The organism is Nocardioides dongkuii (assembly GCF_014127485.1).
Taxonomy (GTDB): domain Bacteria; phylum Actinomycetota; class Actinomycetes; order Propionibacteriales; family Nocardioidaceae; genus Nocardioides; species Nocardioides dongkuii.
Window position 1 is genome coordinate 479,595 of the sequence record NZ_CP059903.1, and the last position, 20,695, is coordinate 500,289.

Genomic DNA, 20,695 nt, shown 5'->3' on the forward strand with positions numbered 1-20,695 from the left:
GTCAGGCCCGCAGCGGAGCGGTCGCGAACGTCTCGAGCCCGGCCGCGGGGTGCACCTGCGCGGTGAACCCGAGCCCGGCCTTGGCCCGCTCCGGGCTCGCGACGACGTGCCGCACGTCCCCGAGGCGGTAGCCGCCGGTCACCTCGGGCGCGATCCCGCCCCCGACGCCCCGGCCCACCAGCTCCGCGACCTCGCGGATGGTGATCGGGTGCCCGGAGGCGACGTTGTACGCCGCGTACCGGCCGGTGCGCTCGGCGGTGACGGCCTCGAGCGCGGCGACGTTGGCGCGGGCGACGTCGTCGACGTGCACGAAGTCGCGCACCTGCGCCCCGTCCTCGAAGACCCGGGGCCGCTCACCGCGCTCGAGGGAGGAGCGGAACATCGCCGCCACCCCGGAGTACGGCGTGTCCCGGGGCATGCCCGGTCCGTAGACGTTGTGGTAGCGCAGGGCGACCGCGGCGGCGTCCGCCTGCCGCACCCACGCCGACGCGTAGTGCTCCTGGGCGAGCTTGCTGGCGGCGTAGGAGCTGCGCGGGTCCAGCCGGGCGTCCTCGTCCACGACCGCCCACCCCAGGGCCGCGCCGCAGACCGGGCACCGGTTCTCGAAGTCGCCCGCGTCGAGCGCGGCGCGCGTGCGCGGTGGCGGGGCCTGCTCGCCGTGCTCGGGGCAGATGTAGCGCCCCTCGCCGTACACGACCATCGAGGAGGCGAGCACCAGCCGGTCGACGCCGGCCGCGTGCATCGCGGCGAGCAGCGCGGCGGTGCCGAGGTCGTTGTGGCCGGCGTACTCGGGGAGGTCGGCCACCGTGACGCCCGCGCCGACGACGGCTGCCTGGTGGCACACCGCGTCCACCTCGGCCAGCAGGTCCGGTCCCCAGGCGCCAGCGTCCCGGACGTCGAGGAGGTGCGTCCCCGGCGGCGGCTCGGCGCGGCCGTGGGCCTTGTCGAGCATCAGGTCGACCCGGACCACGTCGTGCCCCGCCGCCTCGAGGGCGGTGCCGATCGCTGTGCCGATGAACCCGGCGGAGCCGGTCAGCAGCACCCTCACGGTCCCGGCACCTCGTAGGTGAGCTCGATCCCGTCCGACCAGGTGGAGCACGTGCACCTGGCGGGGTCGGGGAGGTCGGCGACCACCCGGGTCAGCAGGGCGGTGAGCCGCTCCAGGTTCTCCCGGAACAGCGCGAAGATCTCCTCCTGGCCGACCCCGGCCCCGGCGTCGATGCCGGCGTCCATGTCGGTCACCAGCGCCAGCGGGGCGTAGCACTGGCCCAGCTCGCGGGCCAGCGCCGCCTCGGGGGCGCCGGTCATGTTGATGAGCGACCAGCCCGCCGCGGCGTACTGCTGCGACTCGGCGCGCGTGGAGAAGCGGGGGCCCTCGACCACCACCATCGTGCCGCCGCGCCGCACCTGCGGGTCGGCGCCGGCGAGCGCCTCCGACAGCCGGTCGCAGTAGGGGTCGGCGAAGGGCAGGTGGACCGCCCCGGACTCCACGAAGGACCCGACCCGGCGGTGGGTGCGGTCGACGAGCTGGTCGGGCACGACCAGGTCGCCCGGCGCCACCTCCGGCCGCAGGCCCCCGACCGCGCACGGGCCCAGGACCTGGCGGACCCCGAGCGAGCGCAGCGCCCAGAGGTTCGCGCGGTACGGGATCGCGTGCGGCGGGTGCTCGTGGTGCCGTCCGTGCCGCGGCACGAACGCCACCCGCCGGCCGGCGACCGTGCCGACCGAGATCGGCGCCGAGGGGGCGCCGTACGGCGTGTCGACCTTGTGCTCCTCCGCGTCGTCGAGGAAGGAGTAGAACCCCGTGCCGCCGATGACCGCCACGTCGGCGATGCGTTCGTCCATGGGCCTCACTGTGCCAGGGCCGACCACGCGGCGAGTCGTGGACCAATCCGGACCGGCCCCGGCGCCGAAGAACCGAGGACAGGCACGGCACCCCAGTCCCAAGGATGTGTTCTCCCATGCGTACTCGCTACGCAACTCCCCAGCGCGTCGCCTCCGGCATCGCCGTGGCCGCGCTCCTCGCCTTCCCGCTCAGCTCCTGTGGCTCCGACGACGACTCCTCGGTCTCCGGAAGCTCCTCGTCCTCCTCGTCCTCCGCCTCGTCGTCCGCGGCTCCGAAGCCGGTCGCCGTCGTGGAGGCGCTCAGCGGTCAGAACACCGCGATCGCCCTCGACAAGGGCTTCACCGACGCGTTGGCCTCCCTCAAGCTCACACCGGGCGTGGAGGGCGACGCCAAGCTGACCGACGGCTCGCTCGTCTTCCCGATCACCGGCGGCAACGTCTCGGTCTTCGAGCCCGGCTCGGTCCCGAACTACGTGGTCGGCCAGATCCAGCACGAGGGCTCGGGTCTCTCGCTGAGCGCCGGTGACACCACGGTCACCCTGACCAACCTGAACGTCGACCCGGGCGTCTCGCGCGTGTACGGCGACGTCGCGGTCAACGGCGAGACCGCCGTGACCAGCGCGTACCTCTTCGAGCTGGACGGCAGCACCCTCAAGCCGCTGCAGACCCAGGGCGACACCGCCATCCTCGAAGGCACCCAGGTGAAGATCTCCGACGTGGCGGCACCGCTGCTCAACGAGACCTTCAAGACCGACGCCGTCAAGCCCGGCCTCCTGGTCGGCACCGCGACGATCACCGTCAACACCCAGTGAGCTGACCCTCCGGCGTCCGGGTGTCGGGAGTGTGCGTCCCGGTCTGCACGGAGCCCTCCTATCATGGCGCCGGAGGTTCCCCCTGTGAGCAACGACGAGTACGTCGACGCCGACACCGACGTGGTGGACGGCGTAGCCAAGCCCTCGGTGCGGGCCGCGCTGAGCCGGGACCGGATCGTCGGGGCTGCCGTCGACTTCATCGACGAGGAGGGCCTCCCGGGCCCGACCATGCGCAGGTTGGGGCAGCGCCTGGGCGTCGAGGCGATGTCGCTGTACCGGTACGTCCCGAGCCGCGAGGACCTCCTGGACGCCGTCGTCGAGCACGTGATGGCCGAGATGGAGGCCGACCCCGACGTCGTCGACTCCCCGGTGAACGGCTGGCAGGACTTCCTCCAACGTCTCGCCCACGCCGTACGTCGGATGGGCATCGCCCACCCCAAGGTCTTCCCGCTGGTCGCGTCCCGGCCGCTGGAGGCGCCCTGGCTGCGGCCGCCGCTGCGCAACGTGTCGTGGGTCGAGCGCTTCCTCAACGCCCTGCTCGAGGAGGGCTTCGACGACGACGGCGCGGTCGGCGCCTACCGCGCCTTCTCCAGCTTCCTGCTCGGGCACCTGCTCCTCGAGGTCGCCATCCACGGCGCCGACGTCGGCCCCCTCGACACCCTCGAGGAGGACAACCACGACCGCGACCTCAGCGAGTACCCGACGGTGGCCCGCCTGCGGCCCTCGCTCTCCGAGGACCAGTCCGCCATCGAGTTCGAGGACGCGCTCGAGGAGCTGCTGCGGCGGCTCGAGCTGATTCGCAACGGGACCGTCTGACCGTCCGCACCCCCGAGACGGCGCTCCCCGCCGACCCGTTTTCGGGATAGTCCGGCACGTTTCGGTCGTGAAACGCCGCCGGGGGCGACCGGAACGTGCCGGACTATCCGCAGAACGGCCCCAGCGGGGTACTCCGCCACTGGCTTGCTGTTCTGACGGTCCGCAACGACACGGGTGTGTCGGACTACCCCGTTCGACGAAGGGGCTTACGACGTAAGCCAGCCTGTGGCAAGGTGGGTGGTCAGGGCGGCGGAGAGGCGGGGTGGCATGGCTGTGTCGAGGGAGCGTGCCGACTGCGCACTCTGCGGTCGCGTCGGCGTCCCGGTGCGTCCCGTCCACGCCGACGACGGGGTCGCGCGCCTGGTCTGCAGGAACCAGTTCGCCTGCTTCACCGAGATGGCGCTCCGACTGCCGTCGGAGAGCGGCCGCGGTGGGGCGGCGGTCCCGGTGTCCGGGAGGCGGTGGACGCGCTTGCCGGGGCGCACCTAGCGTCCGTCCGTGCGTACGCGGCGAACCGGACAGCTCTTCACCCACCTGCTCGCCCCCGGGCGGATCGGCCCGATCACCCTGCCGAACCGGGTGATCATGCCGGCGATGGACATGAACGTCTGCCACGACGGCGTGATCTCCGAGGAGGACGTCGAGCACTACGTCGCCCGCGCCGCCGGCGGCACCGGCATGGTGATCACCTCGGCCTCGGCGGTGTCGTTCCCGGTCGGCGCGACGAGCATGAAGGAGCCCGGTCTCTCCGAGGACCGGTTCATCCCCGGCCTGCGGGCGCTCGCCGACGCGGTCCACGACGCCGGGTCGCTGCTGTGCGTGCAGGCCACCCACCACGGGAAGGTGGCGCGCGTGGACACCCTCGAGGGGCGTCCGCTGCTGGTGCCGTCGCAGCCGCAGGAGTCGTACGACCTGAGCTCCCTGCGCGACAACACCCCGGCCGAGCTGGCCGCGATGGGCGCGGTCACCCAGGGCCGGACCGCGACGTACCGCGAGGCCACCGAGGAGGACCTCGCCTGGCTGGTCGACCAGTTCGCCGAGGCCGCCCGGCGGGTGATGGAGGCCGGGGCGGACGCGATCGAGATCCACTGCGCCCACGGCTACATCCTCGGCGGCTTCCTCAGCCGCGCCGACAACCGTCGTACCGACGCGTGGGGCGGGTCGCTGGAGAACCGGGCCCGGCTGGCCTGCGACGTCATCGCCGCGGTGCGCCGCGCCGTCGGCGACCGGCTGGCGGTGCTGGTGCGCGTCGCCGGCGAGGAGTACGGCGAGGAGGGCGCGCTCACCACCGACGAGACGGTGCAGGCCGCCCGCCTCTTCGAGGCGGCCGGCGCCGACGCCATCCACGTGACCGGCTGGGGCCGCAACCCGTTCCGGGACTTCCTCAAGGGACCGCTGCCCGACGAGGTCGGCGCGTACCGCGAGCAGGCCCGGCGGGTGAAGGCCGCCGTCGGCATCCCGGTGATCGCCGTCGGCCGGGTGCTTCCCGAGGTCGGCGAGGAGATCGTCGCCTCCGGGGACGCGGACTTCGTGGCGATGGGCCGGCAGCTGCTCGTCGACCCCCAGCTGGTGAACAAGCTGCGCGCGGGTCGCCGGGAGTCCGTGCGTCCCTGCATCAACTGCTACGTGTGCGTGGAGCAGAACTTCTGGGACGACACCCCCGTCTGCGCCGTCAACCCGGCGCTCGGCGACGAGCAGGCGGCGGTGTTCCTGCCCGTGCCCTCGCCGCGCCACGTCGTGGTGGTCGGCGGCGGACCGGGCGGGATGGAGACCGCGCGGGTCGCGCGGGAGCGGGGGCACCGGGTCACGCTCGTCGAGGCGGGGGACCGGCTGGGCGGGTCGGCGTGGTTCTCCCAGCTGACGACTCCTCCGAACGGCCCGCTGCTGGAGTGGCAGGCCCACGAGCTCGAGCGCCTCGGCGTCGTCGTGCTCCTCGACCACCGGGCCGACGTGGCCTCGATCCTGGCGCTCCGGCCCAGCGTCGTGGTGCTGGCCACCGGCGCGCACCGAGGCCTGCCGGACGTCCCCGGCGCGGACCTGCCGCACGTGCAGACCGGCGACACCCTGCGGGCGATGCTGACCGGCAGCGGCGAGGCGGTCGGCGGCAGCCGCGCGATGCGCTGGGCGGCCCGGGCCGGCCGGTTGACCGGGGTCACGAGCCGGCCCGAGCTGATCCGCCGGGCGACCCGCGCGTTCCTGCCGGTCGGCAAGGACGTGGTGATCGTCGGCGGCTCCCTGGTCGGCCTGGAGCTGGCTGAGTTCTTCGCCGAGCGCGGCCGGTCGGTCACCGTCCTGGAGGCCGGCGCGCAGCTCGGCCTCCCCATGGCGATGCCGCGGCGGTGGAACGCCGTACGACGGGCCACCGACCACGGGGTGCGGGTGGAGCGGCAGGCGACGCTCGAGGAGATCACGCCGGAGACCGTCCGCTTCCGCGACCACGAGGGCCAGCAGCACGCGGTCCCGGCCGACCTCGTCGTGGTCGCCTCGGAGGTGACCTCCGGGGCGCCGCTGGCCCAGCAGCTCGCCGACCGCGGCATCGCCGTCGAGGTCGTCGGCGACGCCGCCGAGGTGGGCTACATCCAGGGTGCGGTCCACACGGCCTGGCGGGTCGCCCGGGAGCTGTGAGGGGGGCCGGTTTCCCCGGTGATCCGGGGAAACCTGATGTTCGGGGCCATCGCGATGCCCCGGAACATCAGGTTCTCCCTGAGAAGTGCGTCCCGGTGTGCCGGTCAGGGCAGGTCGGGCTGCCAGGCCACGCCGTTGATGTGCGCGCCGCCGTCGACGAAGAGCGTGTTGCCGGTCAGGTAGCGGCACTCGTCGCTGGCGAGGAAGACCGCGACCGGCGCGATGTCGGTCAGCGGGTCGCCGATCCGGCCCATCGGGTTGCCCCGGTCGGCCATCTCCTCCATCTCCGGGTGCGCGCCCATCACGCGGCGGAAGGCGGCGCTCTTGGCGCCGGGGCACATCGCGTTGACCACGACGCCCGTCGGCGCCCACTCGCGCGCGGCGGTGCGGGTGAGGGTGCGCAGCGCCTCCTTGGTGGCGTTGTACTCCAGGCTGCCGACGTGCGCGTTGACCCCGTTGAGGCTGCACATGTTGACGACCCGGCCCCAGCCGCGCTCCTTCATGTGGCCGAAGGCGGCCTGCATGGCCCACAGCGGCCCGCGGAAGCCCACCGACAGCGCGCTGTCGATCATCGCGTCGGTCTTGTCCTCGACCCGGCAGATGGTCGCCGCGCCCCACGCGTTGTTGACCAGCACGTCGATCGAGCCGTACGTGCTCACGGCCGCGTCGACCATGGCCTGCACCTGGGCCTTGTCGGAGACGTCGGTGCGCACGAAGAGGCCGTCGACCTCGGCGGCGACGGCGCGACCGGACTCCTCGGAGAGCTCGGCGACGACGACCTTGGCGCCCTCGGCGGCGTACGCGCGGGCGACCGCGGCGCCGATGCCGTCCCCGGCACCGGTCACGACCGCGACCCGGCCGGCGAGCCGACCCAGGGGCTGGGTGTCACTCATCGGTTCTCCTCGCCGAGGGCGGCCAGCGCCTCCGGCTGCTCGGGGTGCTCGGGGTGCTCGGGGTGGTCCGGGTTGGTCGGCAGCGGGGCGCCGTCCTGGACGGTCAGCTCGCCGCGGAGGGCGGCCTGACCGATGCTCTCCCGCATCGCCTGGCACCCGGCGAACGCGGCGCCGTTGGGGCCGGGCCGCGGGCTGGAGGCGCGCCGTTCGAGGCAGCGCTCGACGGCGTCCGCGTGCCACTGCACGCTGGTCTGCTCCCAGCTGCTCTTGCGGGCCTCGACGTGGGCCCCGCAGGTCAGGCAGGCGACCTGGGTCATGGGGCCGTCGGCGAGCCGGTTGTCCGGCCGGACCGCCATCAGACCGGGCTGGTCTCGGCGCGCTTGCGGGCGAGGTTCTCCTCGACCTCCCGGCGCCAGGCCTCGTTGGGCCGGGTGGTGTCGACCTCGAACTCGAAGCGCTCGGTCATCTCCGGGGTCACGTCGGCGACGTCGACGTAGAACTGCTCGTACCAGCGGCGGAGCTGGTAGACCGGCCCGTCCTCCTCGCACAGCAGCGGGTTGTCGATGCGGGCCTTGCTCTGCCAGATCGCGACGTCCTGCTCGAAGCCGAGCCGGATGAAGTTGCCCATCTTCTGCGCCATCAGGGTCGCCGCCTCGTCGTCGAGGCCGGGCAGCTTCTTGACCATCACGCCGTACTGGAGCACGAAGGAGTTCGCGTCGATCGGGTAGTGGCAGTTGATCAGCACGCTCGGGACGTCGAAGTCCTCGTAGTGGTAGACGAGGTCGTCGATCATGAACGACGGGCCGTGGTAGCTCGCCACCGAGGTCTGCGCCTTGACCGCCGGCGGCGGCGTCTTGCCCTCCCGCCGCGGCGGCAGGATGTCCTCGCGGGTCTCGCCGTTCATGAACTGCGTGGCGACGTGGCCCTCGAAGACGTTCTTGAAGTGCGTCGGGAACGAGTAGTGGATGTAGAAGAAGTGCGCCATGTCCACGACGTTGTCGACGATCTCGCGGCAGTTGGCGCCCTCGATGACCGTGGTGTACCAGACCCAGTCGCTCCACTCGGGGTCCTCGTAGCCCTCGATGCGCGGGATGGTGACGTCGGCCGGCGGCTGCTTGCCCTCGGGGTCGTTCCAGACGAAGAGCATGCCGTCCTGGACCATCGTCGGCCAGGCCTGGGTACGTGCGCGGAGCGGGACGCGGCGGGCGTACGGGATCTGCTTGCAGCGACCGTCCCCGCCCCAGCGCCAGTCGTGGAAGGGGCAGGCGATCTCGTCGCCCTTGACCGTGCCGGCGGAGAGGTCGCCGCCCATGTGGCGGCAGTAGGCGTCGAGGACCTTGACCGAGCCGTCGGAGGCGGCGAAGACCACGAGCTTCTGACCGAACGCGGTGACCTGGTGCGGCTTGCCGTCCACGAAGTCACGCTCGAGCCCGAGGCAGTGCCAGCCCCGGGCGAACCTCGTGGGGGCGGCCTCCGCCTCGATGTGCCGGACCTCGTCCTTGACGACGCTCATCTGCTGCTCCGTTCTGCGGCGCCCGGTGGATCCTGGGCGGTCCGTCGAGTGTCCGTCCGGTGCCGCGGACGCGGGAGGTCGCGGTCCCACTCACCGGCACGGGCCGGGGCGGACGTGGCGCGCGGACACCAGCGCCGGCTCGCGGCGTGCCCAGCGCCCGGCCGACACCAGAATGAATTTCAGTTCTAACTTCCGTGCACGCCGGTAGGCCCGTACTGTGGCGCCTGCCACCGAAACTAGAACGTATTTCAGTTTTGCCCGAGGAGCCCCATGACCGTCGTGTCCGCCGAAGCCGCTGAGCGCCGTGAGCTGCCGCCGTCGATGGTGGAGCGGATGACCCTGATCCTCGACGCCTTCCCGAGCCGCTCGACCCGGCTCGCGCTCGAGGACGTCGCCCGGCTGACCCACCTGCCCCGGTCCACCGCGCACCGGATCCTCGACCAGCTCCTGAAGGCCGACTGGCTGGAGCACTCGTCGTTCGGCTACAGCCTCGGACCGCGCGCCCTGCACCTGGGCGGCGTCGCCGACGACAGCTCCGAGCTGCGGGCCGTCGCCGCCGCGCACCTGCACTCGCTGATGGTCCGCACCGGCCTCACGGTCCACCTCGCGGTCCTCGAGGGCGGGCAGGTCCGCTACCTCGACAAGATCGGCGCGCGCTACGCGACCTCGGTCCCCTCGAAGGTCGGTGGCCGGGCCCCGGCCCACTGCACCGCGCTGGGCCGGGCGATGCTGGCCTGGCTGCCCGCCGAGGACGTCGACGAGCGCGTCGGCGCCGACCTGTCCGCGCGGACCGGGCGCACCATCTCCGACCTCACGGCCCTGCACCAGGAGCTCAACCGGGTCCGCGGCCGCCACGGCCTGGCCATCGAGCGCCAGGAGTGCTTCGAGGACATCGCGTGCGTGGCCGCCGCGATCCGGGCGCCCGAGGGTCCGATCGGCGCGATCTCGCTGGTCGGCGACTCCACGACCCCGCTGGAGCGGGTCGCGCCGCTGGTCCTCGACGCCGCGCGCCGGGTCTCCCTCGAGCTCTACCCCGACCTCGACCGTCGCTCCGCGCGCGGCCTGCACTCGGTCTGACCCGCCGGCACGGTGCCGGCACCCCACCAGGAGGAACGATGACCCACCCCGCCCTGGCCGCCGTCGAGGAACGCGCCGACGAGATCGTCGCCCTGGCCGAGTCGAACGAGCGTCTCGGCCGCCTCGACGACGCCGCCGCCGCGCTGCTGCGCGACACCGGCGTGATGCGGATGCTGCAGCCGGCCCGGTACGGCGGCGCCGAGGCGCACCCGCGGGAGTTCGCCGAGACCGTCATGCGGATCGCCTCGCTCGACGGCTCGACCGGCTGGGTGGCCGGCATCGTCGGCGTGCACCCCTGGGAGATGGCGATGTGCGACCCGTCGGTCCAGGAGGAGGTGTGGGGCAAGGACCAGGACACCTGGATCGCCTCGCCGTACGCCCCGATGGGCGTGCTCCGTCCCGTCGACGGCGGCTACGTCTTCAACGGCCGCTGGCAGTTCTCCTCCGGCACCGACCACTGCCAGTGGATCTTCCTGGGTGCGTTCATGGGCGACGCCGAGGGCAACCGGCTCTCCCCGCCGCGGAGCTACCACGTCATCCTGCCGCGCTCGGACTACGAGATCGTCGAGGACAGCTGGGACGTCGTCGGTCTGCGCGGGACCGGGTCGAAGGACGTCGTCGTGAAGGACGCCTTCGTTCCCGAGAACCGGGTGGTGTCGTTCGGGAAGTTCCTCGACGGCTCCCAGCCGCGCGAGGCCGGGCTGACCAACCCGACGTACCACATCCCGTTCACCACGGCCTTCCCGATGGGCATCACCAGTGCCGTCATCGGGATCGCCGAGGGGGCGCTCGCGGCGCACCTGGCCTACCAGCGGACCCGCGTGCAGGTCACCGGGACGAAGGTCACCGACGACCCGTACGTCCTCTCCACGATCGGCGCGGCCGCCGAGGAGATCCGGGTCTCGCGGCTGGCGATGCTCGACAACGTCAGCCGCTTCTACGACGCCGCCGAGGCCGGCCGCGAGATCACCTTCGCCGAGCGGGCCGCGTCCCGCCGTACCCAGGTCGCCTCCGCGTGGCGCGCGGTGCGGGCGATGGACGAGGTCGTCGCGCGCTCCGGCGGCAACGGCCTGCGCATGGACAACCCGATCCAGCGGTTCTGGCGCGACGGCCACATGGGCCTCGCGCACGCGATCCACGTGCCCGGCGCGGTCTTCCACGTCTCCGCGCTGACCGACATCGGCGTGGCGCCCGCCCCCGGGCCGCTGCTCGCGATGATCTGAGGGACCGCGGCTGGGGCGCCGCGGGATAATCGAGGACGAGGCCGACCACGCCGTCGAGCCGACCGTGAACCACCGTGAACGACCCAGTGGAGGAACCCATGTCCCGTCTCGTCGTCGTCACCGGTGCCGCCTCCGGCATCGGCGCAGCAGTCCGTCACCTCCTCGAGGAGCGCGGTGACCGCGTCCTGGGGGTCGACCTGCGGGACACGGAGGTCACCGCCGACCTCAGCACCCCGGACGGCCGGGCGCAGGCGGTCGCCGACGTCCTCGAGGCCTCGGGCGGCGTCGTCGACGGCGTGATCACCTGCGCCGGCCTCTCGGGGTCCTCGCCCGCGCTGCCCGCGGTCAACTTCTTCGGCACCACCGACCTGGTCTCCGGACTCCGCTCGGCGCTCGCGGCCTCGCCCGCGCCGCGGGTGGTGCTCGTCGGGTCGATCTCCGCCACCCAGCCGGTGGACCAGGCGCTCGTCGACGCGCTGCTGGCCGGCGACCCGGACGCCGCCGACCGCGCGACCGCCGCGGTCCTCGCCGACGGCCGCCCCCAGCAGCTCTACCCCTCCTCGAAGGCGGCGCTGGCGCAGTGGGCCCGGCGTACGGCCGTCGCCCCCGGGTGGGCCGACGCGGGCATCTCGATCAACGTGGTCGCCCCGGGCGTCGTGCTCACCGCGATGACCGCCTCCCTGGTGAGCGACCCGAAGATGAAGCAGGTCATGGACACCGCCGTGCCGATGCCGCTGCACGGCTACTCCGCGCCGGAGGACATCGCGCGGGTGATCGGCTTCCTGTCCTCGCCGGAGCTCACCCACGTCACCGGCCAGGTGATCTACGTCGACGGCGGCGCCGAGGCGACGCTGCGGCCCGCCTCGCACTTCTGAGGACCGCACCACCGACCAGGGAGCACGATGGACGCGCACGACGGGCCGCTGGCCGGGCGAGTGGCGCTGGTGACCGGCGCCGGACAGGGCGTGGGGCAGGGGATCGCCCTGGCCCTCGCCGGTGCCGGCGTCTCCGTGGCGGTCCTCGGCCGGACCGCCGCCACGTTGGAGGAGACCTGCCGGCAGCTGCGTGAGCGCGGGGTGGAGGCCGAGGCGTTCGTCTGCGACGTCGCGGAGACCGACGCCGTGCCCGGCGTCGTCGACGCCGTCGCCGCGCGCTTCGGCCGTCTCGACATCCTGGTCAACAACGCCTGGGCCGGCGCGCACGGGCCGCTGCTCGAGCTGAGCGAACGAGCCTTCCAGAAGGGCTTCCGGACCGGGCCGTTCGCGGCGTTCGCCTTCATGAAGGCCGCCCACCCGCACCTGAAGGCCACCGGCGACGGCTCGATCATCAACCTGGTGACCTCGGCGATGGTGCGCTGGGACTCCTCGACGTACGGCGCCTACGCCGCCGCCAAGGTGGCCCTGAAGTCGTTGACCCGCACCGCCGCGGTCGAGTGGGCGCGAGACGGCATCCGCGTCAACGCGATCGCCCCGCACGCGCTCTCACCGGGGCTGCAGTGGTGGACCGAGACCAACCCGGAGGAGGCGGCCGAGTTCGTGGCCAGCATTCCGATGGGGCGTCTCGGTGACTGCGAGGAGGACATCGGCCGCGCGGTGGTGGCCCTCGTCGGCCCGGACCTGCGCTACCTCACCGGCGCCACGGTGCCCCTCGACGGCGGCCAGGCGTTCTTCGGCTGACGAGGTCCGGTCGTCCGTCCCACTCAGCGGGTGATGTGCGCCACGTCACTTGGGCTCCAGGCGCACCATGGGGGCCACGCCACTCAGAGGGGGAAGATGTGCCACGCCTCGCCGGGGACCGGCCGCCCGCCGAGCCCACCTCGGCCGACCAGCGGGACCGCTACCACCGCATCCTCCGGGCGGCCGCGCGGCACGGCGCTACCAAGGGCCTCGAGCGGGTGCAGATGGTCGACGTGGCCCGCGACGCCGGCGTGGCGATCGCGACGCTCTACCGCTACTTCCCGTCCAAGACGCACCTGTTCACCGCCCTGATGCACACCCGGGTCGAGCAGCTGGCCGCCCTCGGGGTGCGCTCGCGCGTGGGGGAGACCCCCGACCAGGGCATCGCCCGGCTCCTGGTGCGCGCCGGTCGCGACCTGCTGGACAACCCGCTGCTGGCCCACGCGATGATGCAGTCCAACAACGCCGCCATCGCCCAGTCGCCGGACGAGGGCGTGACCCAGCTCTTCACCGACCTGATGCGCGCCGCCGGCGGGCTCGACGACCCCACGCCGTACGAGCTGCGGCTGCTGCGCCTGCTCGAGGAGGCGTGGTACGGCGTGGTCATGACCGCGCTCAACCGTCGCGACGACCCCGATCAGCTCGCCGCGGACACCGAGCTGATCTGCCGCCTGATGCTGCGGGGGCGCGAGGACGCCGCGACGGCCGACTAGAAGCCGATGTCGCGGCGGACCACCTTGCCGGTGGCGTTGCGGGGCAGGGGCGTGGCGGCGATCCGCCAGCGGCTCGGCACCTTGAAGTAGGCGAGCGCGTCGACGGCGTGCGTGCGCAGCCGGTCCTCGAGATCGGTGAGGTCCGCGCCCGGGACCGGGACGACGATCGCGCCGACCTCCTGCCCGAGGTCCGGATGGGGGACGCCCAGGACGATGCACTCGGCGACGTCGGGGTGCTCGGCGACGACGGCCTCGACCTCGGCGGGGTAGACGTTCTCCCCGCCGCGGATGATCAGGTCGGAGCGGCGGCTGCTGAGGCTGATCCGGCCCTGCTCGTCGAAGGTGCCGAGGTCGCCGGTGTGCAGCCAGCGGCCCTCGCGCAGGGCGCCGGCCGTGGCCTCCTCGTCGCCCCAGTAGCCCAGCATGTTGTACGCGCTGCGCACGCAGACCTCGCCCTCGACGCCGGCCGGCACGGGCTGCCCGTCCGCGCCACGGATCTCCATCTCCACCCCGACGATCGGGCGGCCCAGGGTCCCGGGCGCCTCGGCGAGGTCGAGGGGGCTGGCCACGGCGACCGCCGTGCACGACTCGGTGAGGCCGTAGCTGTCGACCAGCGAGGAGGCGAAGGGCAGGTGGTCGCGCAGGCGCTGCTTGAGCTGCGGCGACGACGGCGCGGAGGCGAGCGCGAACGCGCTCAGCGACGACGTGTCGTACCCGGAGAGGTCGGCCTCGAGCAGCCGCGAGGCCATCGTCGGCACCGCGCCCCAGTTGGTGACCCGCTCCTGCTCGACCAGCCGCATGACCGGGTCGACCTGGAAGGCGCCGAGGTGCAGGGCGACCTTGCTGCCGGTGGCCAGGCGCGGCACCGCCAGGTTGTGCAGGCTCGCGATGTGGAAGAGCGGCATCGCCAGCAGGTAGCTGCGGTCCCGCGGGTCGGTCGGGTCGCCGAACGCGCCGAGGATGGCGTCGTTGAGCCGGTGGTACTCCACGACCGAGAGCAGGTTGCGGTGCGAGTGCGTGGCGCCCTTGGGGCGGCCCGAGGTGCCGGAGGTGTAGAGGATGACGGCCGGGTCGTCCTCGGCCACGTCGGCGGAGGGGAGCGGGGCGTCCGGGTACGCCGCGGCGAGCCGGCGTACGTCGTCGAGGCCGAGCACCGGCACCGTGGCGCCCTCGAGCGCTGCCCGGCGCTTCTCGTCGGCGACCACCAGCACCGGGGTGGCGTGCTCGAGGCCGTAGGCCAGCTCGCGCGGCGACCACCAGGCGTTGAACCCGACGGCGACCGCACCGATCGAGGTGACGGCCCAGAAGGTGACGATCCACTCGGTGGTGTTGGCGGCCGCGATGGCGACCCGGTCGCCCCGGCGTACGCCGTGGTCCTCGCGCAGCGCCTGGGCGAGGGAGGAGACCATCGCCGCGTGCTGGGCGTAGCTCAGCCGCTCCTCGAGGGTGGCGACGTAGGTGCGCTCGCCGTGCTGGACGGAGTCGGCCAGCAGCTCGTGCAGGGCGCGGCGCCGGCGGACGAACACCTGCACCGGAGCGCCCAGCACCTCGTCCGACTCGAGCTCGAACGGCGCGCCGGGGGCGCACAGACCGGCGACCACCTGCTGGGCGGCGAGTCGGGGGTCGGTCTGCTGGCTCATGCGTTCTCCTCGGATCGTGGTCGTGCGGCGACTCATCATCGAGGATGAGTGACCTGCGCCGCACCGGCCTTCCGATCATCGGGACTCGGCCCGCCCGGTGCGCCGGCGACCCGCGCGGCGTCCCGGTGAGCGGGACCGCCGGGCCGAGGGTGGTGCCGGTCACTCCGAGGCTTGCTCCCCACCCACCGAGAGGCAGAACCGTGCGCACCGACGACGGCAGCACCGACGCCACCGCCCTGGCCGCCGCGATCCGCGCCGGCGAGCTGGACGCCCGGGAGGTCGTCCAGGAGTCGATCGCGCGGATCGAGCGGCACGACCCGGACCTCAACGCCATCGCGCACCCGCGGTTCGAGCAGGCCCTCGCCGAGGTCGACGCCGGCCTGCCCGAGGGACCCCTGCGCGGGGTGCCGGTGCTGGTCAAGGACCTGTACGCCGACGTCGCCGGGCTGCCGTCGACGAAGGGCAGCCGGCTGTTCGCCGACGGGGTGGCCACCGAGGACAGCGAGCTGGTGCGGCGCTACCGGGCGGCGGGGGCGGTCGTGCTGGGCACGACCAACGTGCCCGAGCTCGGCCTCAACGCCAGCACCGAGGGGCAGCTGTTCGGGCCCTGCCGCAACCCGCGCGACCTCGACCGGTCCACCGGCGGGTCCAGCGGCGGCTCGGCCGTGGCGGTCGCGACCGGGATGGTGCCGGTCGCGACGGCGAGCGACGGCGGCGGGTCGATCCGGATCCCCGCCGCGATGAACGGCCTGTTCGGGCTCAAGCCGGGCCGCGGCCGGGTCAGCCCCGCGCCGTACCCCTCCCTGCTCGCGGGACCGGTCAGCGTGCACCACGCGCTCACCACCACCGTGCGCGACAGCGCGCTGCTGCTCGACGTCGCCCACGGCTCGCTGCCGGGCGACGCGTTCGGCGCCCCGGCCCCCGCGGCGCCGTACGTCGAGCTGGCCGCACGCCCGCCCGGCCGGCTCCGGGTCGCCCTGGCCACCGCCCCCGGCGACGGCGAGCCGGCGAACCCCGAAGTCGTCGCGGTGCTGCGACGCGCGGCGGACCTGCTCACCGACCTCGGCCACGAGGTCGTCGAGACCACCCTGGACTACCGGCTCGAGGACGCCCAGGGCGGCGGCGCCGTCCTGATGGGCTCCGGCCTGGTGGCCGCCGTCGACGCCCGGCTGGCCGCGCTCGGCCGCGAGCTGCGCGACGACGACCTCGAGCCGTTCACCCGGCTCCTCCTCGACCACTACCGCGCGACGCTGACCGGCGCCGACGTCACCCGGGCGCTCGAGACCGCCCAGCGGGTCGGCTGGCGGCTGGGCCGGCAGCTGAGCTCCTACGACGTCCTCCTCACCCCGACGGTGGCCGAGCCGGTGCCGCTGCTCGGCACGCTGGACACGATGCGCCCGGAGACCGTCTGGGAGCACGGCGGGCGGTTCGCGGCGTTCACCAGCGTCTTCAACCTGACCGGTCAGCCCGCGATGTCGCTGCCCCTCGGCAGCGACGAGCGCGGGCTCCCGGTGGGCGTCCAGGTCGCCGCGGACCTGGGTGGCGAGGGGCTGCTGCTGTCCCTGGCGGCGCAGGTCGAGCAGGCCGCGCCCTGGGCGCTCCGGGCCCCGGGCTACTGACCTGCCGGGGGCCTCCCGCTGAGTGGAATCCGGGCCTGTGGCGCGGGTCACCGGAACCTAGCCTCCGACCCAAGATCTGGGAGGAGACCAGGTGTTCAAGGTTCTGACCCGGGTGGCCGAGCTCGCCGCGGTGCTGTTGCTCGTCAGCTTCGGCGTGTTCTTGATGGTCGCCCTGATCCCCGGCGACCCCGCGACCGCGATCCTCGGCTCGGGGAAGCCGCCCGAGCAGTACGACGCGCTGCGGGAGGAGCTGGGGCTCAACGACCCCCTCCTGATGCGCTACCTCGACTGGCTCGGCGGCGCGCTCACCGGCGACCTGGGCAACTCGATCCTGCCGCCCGAGACCCCGGTCGTGGACCGGCTGATGGCGGCGTTCCCCGTGAGCCTCCAGCTGGCCGCGATGGGCATGGTGATGGCGCTCGTGATCGCCATCCCGCTGGCCCTGGTGGCCGCCGCCAGGCAGGGCGGTCTCGTGGACCGGATCATCGGCGCCTCGATGTTCGGCCTGCTCTCGGTGCCGTCGTTCCTCGCGGGCCTGGTCCTGATCATGGTCTTCGTCAACGACCTGGGTTGGTTCCCCCGCGCCCAGTGGGTGCGGATCAGTGAGTCGCTGACCGGCAACCTGCACCACGCGTTCCTGCCGGCGCTCGTCATCGCGCTGAGCGAGGTCGCGCTGTTCACCCGGATCCTCCGCAACGACCTGGTCGTCACCCTCCAGGAGGACTTCGTGCTCGCGGCGCGCGCCCGCGGCGTGCCGCCGTGGCGGATCATGGTCGGCGACGCCCTGCGGCCCTCGTCGTTCTCGGCCATCACGCTCTTCGGCATCAGCACCGGGCGGCTCATCGGCAGCACGGTGATCGTCGAGTACATGTTCACCCTGCCGGGGATGGGGTCGCTGGTGGTCGGCGGTGCGCAGACCGGCAACTTCCCGATCGTGCAGGGCGCGGTGCTCGTGACCGCGGTGATCTACGTGCTGGTCAACACCTGCGTCGACCTCTCGTACGGATTCCTCGACCCCAGGACGCGCCGTGTTCATGTCTGACTCCCGCCGCCTCCGCGGCACCACGCTGAGCCGGGCCCGGATGGCGACCATCGGCGGCGGCATGGTCGTCGGCGGCATCGCCCTCGCGGTCCTCGCGGTCACGGTCCTGTCCGGCGCCCTGGCCGCCCTGGCCGTCGTCGCCGGCCTGGTGCTGGTGGTCTCCGGCGCCGGCCGGCTGCTCTGGGCCGCACGGCGGCGCAAGGTCGACCTGCTGCCGTGGCTGTGCTTCGGGTGGCTCGTGCTCCTGGGCGTCGTCGCCGTCCTGGCGCCCTGGCTGCCGTTCCCGGAGGGGCGCGACGCGACCGCCGCGCTGACCGAGCCGATCTTCCTGGACCCGCTGAAGTACGGCGACCACGTGCTCGGCACCAACGGCGCGGGGCTGGACATGCTCACCCGCGCGGTCTTCGGCGCCCGGACCTCGCTGGTGATCTCGCTGACCGCCATCGTCATCGGCATCGCCGTCGGCGGACTCGTCGGCGTCGTGGCCGGGTTCTACCGCAAGGGCGTGGACCGCTCCATCGGCATCGTGACCAACGCGGTGCTCGCCGTGCCCCCGCTCATCCTGCTCATCGCGCTCGCCGCGATCCTCGCCCCCAACATCCGGAACATGGCCTTCGCCCTGGCGGCACTGACCATCCCCGGCATGATCCGGATCGCCCGGGCCAGCACCATCTCCTTCGCCCAGCGCGAGTTCGTGCTGGCCGCCCACGCCATGGGTGCGAGCCGGGCGCGGATCATGCTGCGGGAGCTGGTCCCCAACGTCGCCCTGCCGCTGTTCTCGATGGCCGTCGTCACGATCTCTGCGCTCATCGTCGCCGAGGCGTCCCTCAGCTTCCTCGGCCTCGGGATCGCCCAGCCGGAGCCGACCTGGGGCAACATGATCGCCGAGGCCCAGGCGGGTGACACGGTCGAGGAGCACCCGTTCATCCTGCTCGTGCCGGGCGTCTTCCTCTTCCTGACCGTCTTCTCCTTCAACCTGCTGGGCGAGAAGGCCCAGCGGCGCTGGGACCCGAGGAGTGCGAAGCTGTGACCACCTCCACCCCGCTGCCGACGACGCCCGCGACCGGGCCGGTGCGCGGAGACCTGCTGCTGGAGGTCGACGACCTCCGGACCGTCTTCCACACCCCCCGCGGGGACGTCGCCGCGGTCGACGGGGTCTCGCTGCGGCTGCACGCCGGCGAGACCCTCGGCATCGTCGGGGAGTCGGGGTCCGGGAAGTCGGTCCTCGGCCGCACCGTCATGGGCCTGGTCGCCTCCGGTCCCTCGAGCACGGTCTCGGGCTCGGTGCTGCTGGGCGGCCAGGACGTGCACGCCCTGAGCCCGCGCGAGCGTCGCCGGCTGTGGGGCCCGAGGATCGCGATGGTCTTCCAGGACCCGATGACCTCCCTCAACCCGGTCAAGAAGATCGGGGCGCACCTGACCCAGCCGCTCCGGATGCACCAGGGCCTGGACCGCTCAAGCGCTCGCGAGCGGGCCGTCGACCTGCTCCGCCAGGTCGGGATCCCGGACCCCGCGCGCCGGCTCGACCAGTACCCGCACGAGCTCTCCGGCGGGATGCGGCAGCGCGTCGTCATCGCCCTCGCGCTCTCGTGCGACCCCGAGGTGCTGATCGCCGACGAGCCCACCACCGCCCTGGACGTCACCGTCCAGAAGCAGATCCTCGACCTGCTGGCGCGGCTGTCGGCCGAGCGGCACATGGCGGTGATCCTGGTCAGCCACGACCTGGGCGCCGTGGTGGGCCGCACCGACCGGGTCGCGGTGATGTACGCCGGCCGCGTGGCGGAGGCGAGCCGCACGGCGGAGGTCTTCGGCCAGCCGCTGCACCCGTACTCGGAGGCGCTGATCGCCTCCATCCCGCAGCTCGAGGCCGCGCCGCACACCGTGCTGAGCACCATCGAGGGACGGCCGCCGGACATGGCCGCGCCGCCGCCGGGCTGCCGGTTCGCGCCCCGGTGCCCCCGGGCGCAGGACCGGTGCCGGGTCGACCTGCCGCTGCTGCGGGACCCCCGCAGCCACCCCGTCGGCCCCGAGCGGCTGGCGGCCTGCCACTTCCCCCTGCTCACCGAGGAGAACCGATGACGGCCGACGTCCTCCAGGTGGAGGAGCCCGCCGAGGCGGTGCTCTCCGTGCGCGACCTCGTCGTGGAGTTCCCGGTCGGGCGCGGCGAGAAGGTCCATGCCGTCTCCGGCCTCGACCTGGAGCTGATGCCGGGGGAGACCCTCGGCATCCTCGGCGAGTCCGGCTGCGGGAAGTCCACCGCGGGGCGCGCCATCATGCAGCTCCCGAGCCCCACCAGCGGCTCCGTGCGCTTCGACGGCCACGAGCTCACCGCTCTCCCGGCGCGCACGGTGCGCCGGCGCCGGGCCCGGATGCAGATGATCATGCAGGACCCGATCTCCTCGCTGAACCCGCGGCGCAAGGTCAAGGACCTGGTGGCGGAGGGCCTCGCCATCTGGGGGTTCGACCCGTCCCTCCACGACGGCCAGGACCAGGACGCCGTGGTGCGCGACGTGCTCCGGGCGGTCGGGCTCGAGCCCGACGTCGTCTGGGACCGGCGTCCCCACGAGCTGTCCGGCGGCCAGTGCCAGCGGGTCTGCATCGCCCGGGCGCTGATGATGCGCCCGCGGGTGCTGATCTGCGACGAGCCGGTCTCCAGCCTCGACGTGTCGGTCCAGGCGCAGATCCTGAACCTCCTCGAGGAGACCAAGCGACGCTTCTCCCTGAGCATGGTCTTCATCGCCCACGACGTGTCGGTCGTCAAGAACATCAGCGACCGGGTGATGGTCCTCTACCTCGGCAAGGCCTGCGAGGTCGTGCCGTCCGACGGCATGCACGTGACCTCGGTGCACCCCTACACCCGGATGCTGCTCGCGTCGATCCCCGGCGCCGAGACCGAGGCGGACGCCGAGGAGTCCGCGGCGCTGAGCACCAGCGTCAAGGCCACGGAGCTCCCGTCGCCGCTCGACCCGCCGTCCGGGTGCCGCTTCCGCACGCGCTGCCCGCTGGCCACCGACCGGTGTGCCGCCGAGGAGCCGCGGCTGCGGGAGATCGCCCCCGGTCACCGCGTCGCGTGCCACCACGTGGCCGTCGACGGCGCGCCCGCGCCCGTCTGACCGCACCGTCTGGCAGCACCGTCTCGCAGCACCCGGAGACACGAACCGGCCCGGTCCCGCGGAAGCGGGGCCGGGCCGGTGTCGTGCT

At 73.3% G+C, this 20,695-nt stretch carries 19 protein-coding genes; 13 read left to right on the top strand and 6 right to left on the bottom strand.

What is annotated here, in order from left to right:
• Position 1: 1 nt before the first annotated feature.
• Together H4O22_RS02190 and H4O22_RS02195 are read right to left on the bottom strand one after the other, a co-directional pair.
• On the bottom strand, positions 2–1,048 hold the full coding sequence (locus H4O22_RS02190; protein ID WP_182525471.1) for an NAD-dependent epimerase/dehydratase family protein: 1,047 nt from the start codon (positions 1,046–1,048) through the stop codon (positions 2–4).
• The gene (locus H4O22_RS02195) at positions 1,045–1,845 is read right to left on the bottom strand and encodes an S-methyl-5'-thioadenosine phosphorylase (protein WP_182525472.1); all 801 of its coding nucleotides are present in this window, start codon (positions 1,843–1,845) and stop codon (positions 1,045–1,047) included. Before H4O22_RS02195 ends, H4O22_RS02190 begins: the two co-directional genes overlap by 4 nt.
• Before the next feature lie 116 nt (positions 1,846–1,961).
• Between H4O22_RS02195 and H4O22_RS02200 the strand changes: the two genes are divergently transcribed.
• The 3 genes from H4O22_RS02200 to H4O22_RS02210 all read left to right on the top strand — a co-directional run bounded on the left by H4O22_RS02200 (position 1,962) and on the right by H4O22_RS02210 (position 6,098).
• Positions 1,962–2,657, top strand: a complete 696-nt coding sequence (locus tag H4O22_RS02200) for a hypothetical protein (RefSeq protein WP_182525473.1) — start codon at positions 1,962–1,964, stop codon at positions 2,655–2,657.
• 84 nt (positions 2,658–2,741) lie between these two features.
• A complete protein-coding gene (locus H4O22_RS02205) occupies positions 2,742–3,473 on the top strand; it encodes a TetR/AcrR family transcriptional regulator (protein WP_220451256.1) in 732 nt (243 codons plus the stop codon).
• Between the two features lie 498 nt (positions 3,474–3,971).
• A complete protein-coding gene (locus H4O22_RS02210) occupies positions 3,972–6,098 on the top strand; it encodes an oxidoreductase (RefSeq protein WP_220451257.1) in 2,127 nt (708 codons plus the stop codon).
• Positions 6,099–6,202: 104 nt separating this feature from the next.
• On the opposite strand, the gene H4O22_RS02215 is transcribed toward H4O22_RS02210, so the two are convergent.
• The 3 genes from H4O22_RS02215 to H4O22_RS02225 are packed head-to-tail and all read right to left on the bottom strand — an operon-like array spanning position 6,203 to position 8,504.
• Positions 6,203–6,991, bottom strand: a complete 789-nt coding sequence (locus tag H4O22_RS02215) for an SDR family NAD(P)-dependent oxidoreductase (protein ID WP_220451258.1) — start codon at positions 6,989–6,991, stop codon at positions 6,203–6,205.
• Complete coding sequence (locus H4O22_RS02220; RefSeq protein ID WP_220451259.1) at positions 6,988–7,347, bottom strand: hypothetical protein; 360 nt, start codon at positions 7,345–7,347, stop codon at positions 6,988–6,990. The genes H4O22_RS02215 and H4O22_RS02220 overlap by 4 nt, the downstream gene beginning before the upstream one ends.
• Positions 7,347–8,504 carry a 3-ketosteroid-9-alpha-monooxygenase, oxygenase component gene (locus tag H4O22_RS02225; RefSeq protein WP_182525475.1) on the bottom strand — a complete coding sequence of 386 codons (1,158 nt, stop codon included), beginning with the start codon at positions 8,502–8,504 and terminating at the stop codon, positions 7,347–7,349. The genes H4O22_RS02220 and H4O22_RS02225 overlap by 1 nt, the downstream gene beginning before the upstream one ends.
• Before the next feature lie 270 nt (positions 8,505–8,774).
• Here H4O22_RS02225 and H4O22_RS02230 point away from each other — a divergent pair, with 270 nt between their 5' ends.
• The 5 genes from H4O22_RS02230 (at position 8,775) to H4O22_RS02250 (ending at position 13,193) form a co-directional block, all read left to right on the top strand.
• Positions 8,775–9,581 carry an IclR family transcriptional regulator gene (locus H4O22_RS02230; RefSeq protein WP_182525476.1) on the top strand — a complete coding sequence of 269 codons (807 nt, stop codon included), beginning with the start codon at positions 8,775–8,777 and terminating at the stop codon, positions 9,579–9,581.
• Between the two features lie 38 nt (positions 9,582–9,619).
• On the top strand, positions 9,620–10,804 hold the full coding sequence (locus H4O22_RS02235; RefSeq protein ID WP_182525477.1) for an acyl-CoA dehydrogenase family protein: 1,185 nt from the start codon (positions 9,620–9,622) through the stop codon (positions 10,802–10,804).
• Positions 10,805–10,902: 98 nt separating this feature from the next.
• The gene (locus tag H4O22_RS02240; protein WP_182525478.1) at positions 10,903–11,679 is read left to right on the top strand and encodes an SDR family oxidoreductase; all 777 of its coding nucleotides are present in this window, start codon (positions 10,903–10,905) and stop codon (positions 11,677–11,679) included.
• Positions 11,680–11,706: 27 nt separating this feature from the next.
• Positions 11,707–12,480, top strand: coding sequence for an SDR family NAD(P)-dependent oxidoreductase (locus H4O22_RS02245; protein ID WP_182525479.1), 774 nt, complete (start codon positions 11,707–11,709; stop codon positions 12,478–12,480).
• Positions 12,481–12,578: 98 nt separating this feature from the next.
• Positions 12,579–13,193 carry a TetR/AcrR family transcriptional regulator gene (locus H4O22_RS02250; protein ID WP_182525480.1) on the top strand — a complete coding sequence of 205 codons (615 nt, stop codon included), beginning with the start codon at positions 12,579–12,581 and terminating at the stop codon, positions 13,191–13,193.
• Here the strand turns inward: H4O22_RS02250 and casG are convergent.
• Positions 13,190–14,833: a steroid-24-oyl-CoA synthetase gene (casG, locus tag H4O22_RS02255; RefSeq protein ID WP_182525481.1), complete on the bottom strand. Its 1,644-nt coding sequence runs from the start codon at positions 14,831–14,833 to the stop codon at positions 13,190–13,192. The two genes, H4O22_RS02250 and casG, sit on opposite strands and share 4 nt — an antisense overlap.
• 200 nt (positions 14,834–15,033) lie before the next feature.
• On the opposite strand from casG, the gene H4O22_RS02260 reads away from it, so the two are divergent.
• The 5 genes from H4O22_RS02260 to H4O22_RS02280 all read left to right on the top strand — a co-directional run bounded on the left by H4O22_RS02260 (position 15,034) and on the right by H4O22_RS02280 (position 20,607).
• The gene (locus tag H4O22_RS02260; protein WP_220451260.1) at positions 15,034–16,452 is read left to right on the top strand and encodes an amidase; all 1,419 of its coding nucleotides are present in this window, start codon (positions 15,034–15,036) and stop codon (positions 16,450–16,452) included.
• A 91-nt stretch (positions 16,453–16,543) separates the two neighbouring features.
• Positions 16,544–17,494: an ABC transporter permease gene (locus H4O22_RS02265; protein ID WP_220451261.1), complete on the top strand. Its 951-nt coding sequence runs from the start codon at positions 16,544–16,546 to the stop codon at positions 17,492–17,494.
• Entirely contained in the window at positions 17,487–18,524 is a 1,038-nt protein-coding gene (locus H4O22_RS02270; RefSeq protein ID WP_220451262.1) for an ABC transporter permease, read from the top strand. Before H4O22_RS02265 ends, H4O22_RS02270 begins: the two co-directional genes overlap by 8 nt.
• Positions 18,521–19,573 carry an ABC transporter ATP-binding protein gene (locus tag H4O22_RS02275; RefSeq protein WP_244963072.1) on the top strand — a complete coding sequence of 351 codons (1,053 nt, stop codon included), beginning with the start codon at positions 18,521–18,523 and terminating at the stop codon, positions 19,571–19,573. The genes H4O22_RS02270 and H4O22_RS02275 overlap by 4 nt, the downstream gene beginning before the upstream one ends.
• Positions 19,570–20,607, top strand: a complete 1,038-nt coding sequence (locus H4O22_RS02280) for an ABC transporter ATP-binding protein (protein WP_182525483.1) — start codon at positions 19,570–19,572, stop codon at positions 20,605–20,607. Before H4O22_RS02275 ends, H4O22_RS02280 begins: the two co-directional genes overlap by 4 nt.
• Positions 20,608–20,695: the final 88 nt, after the last annotated feature.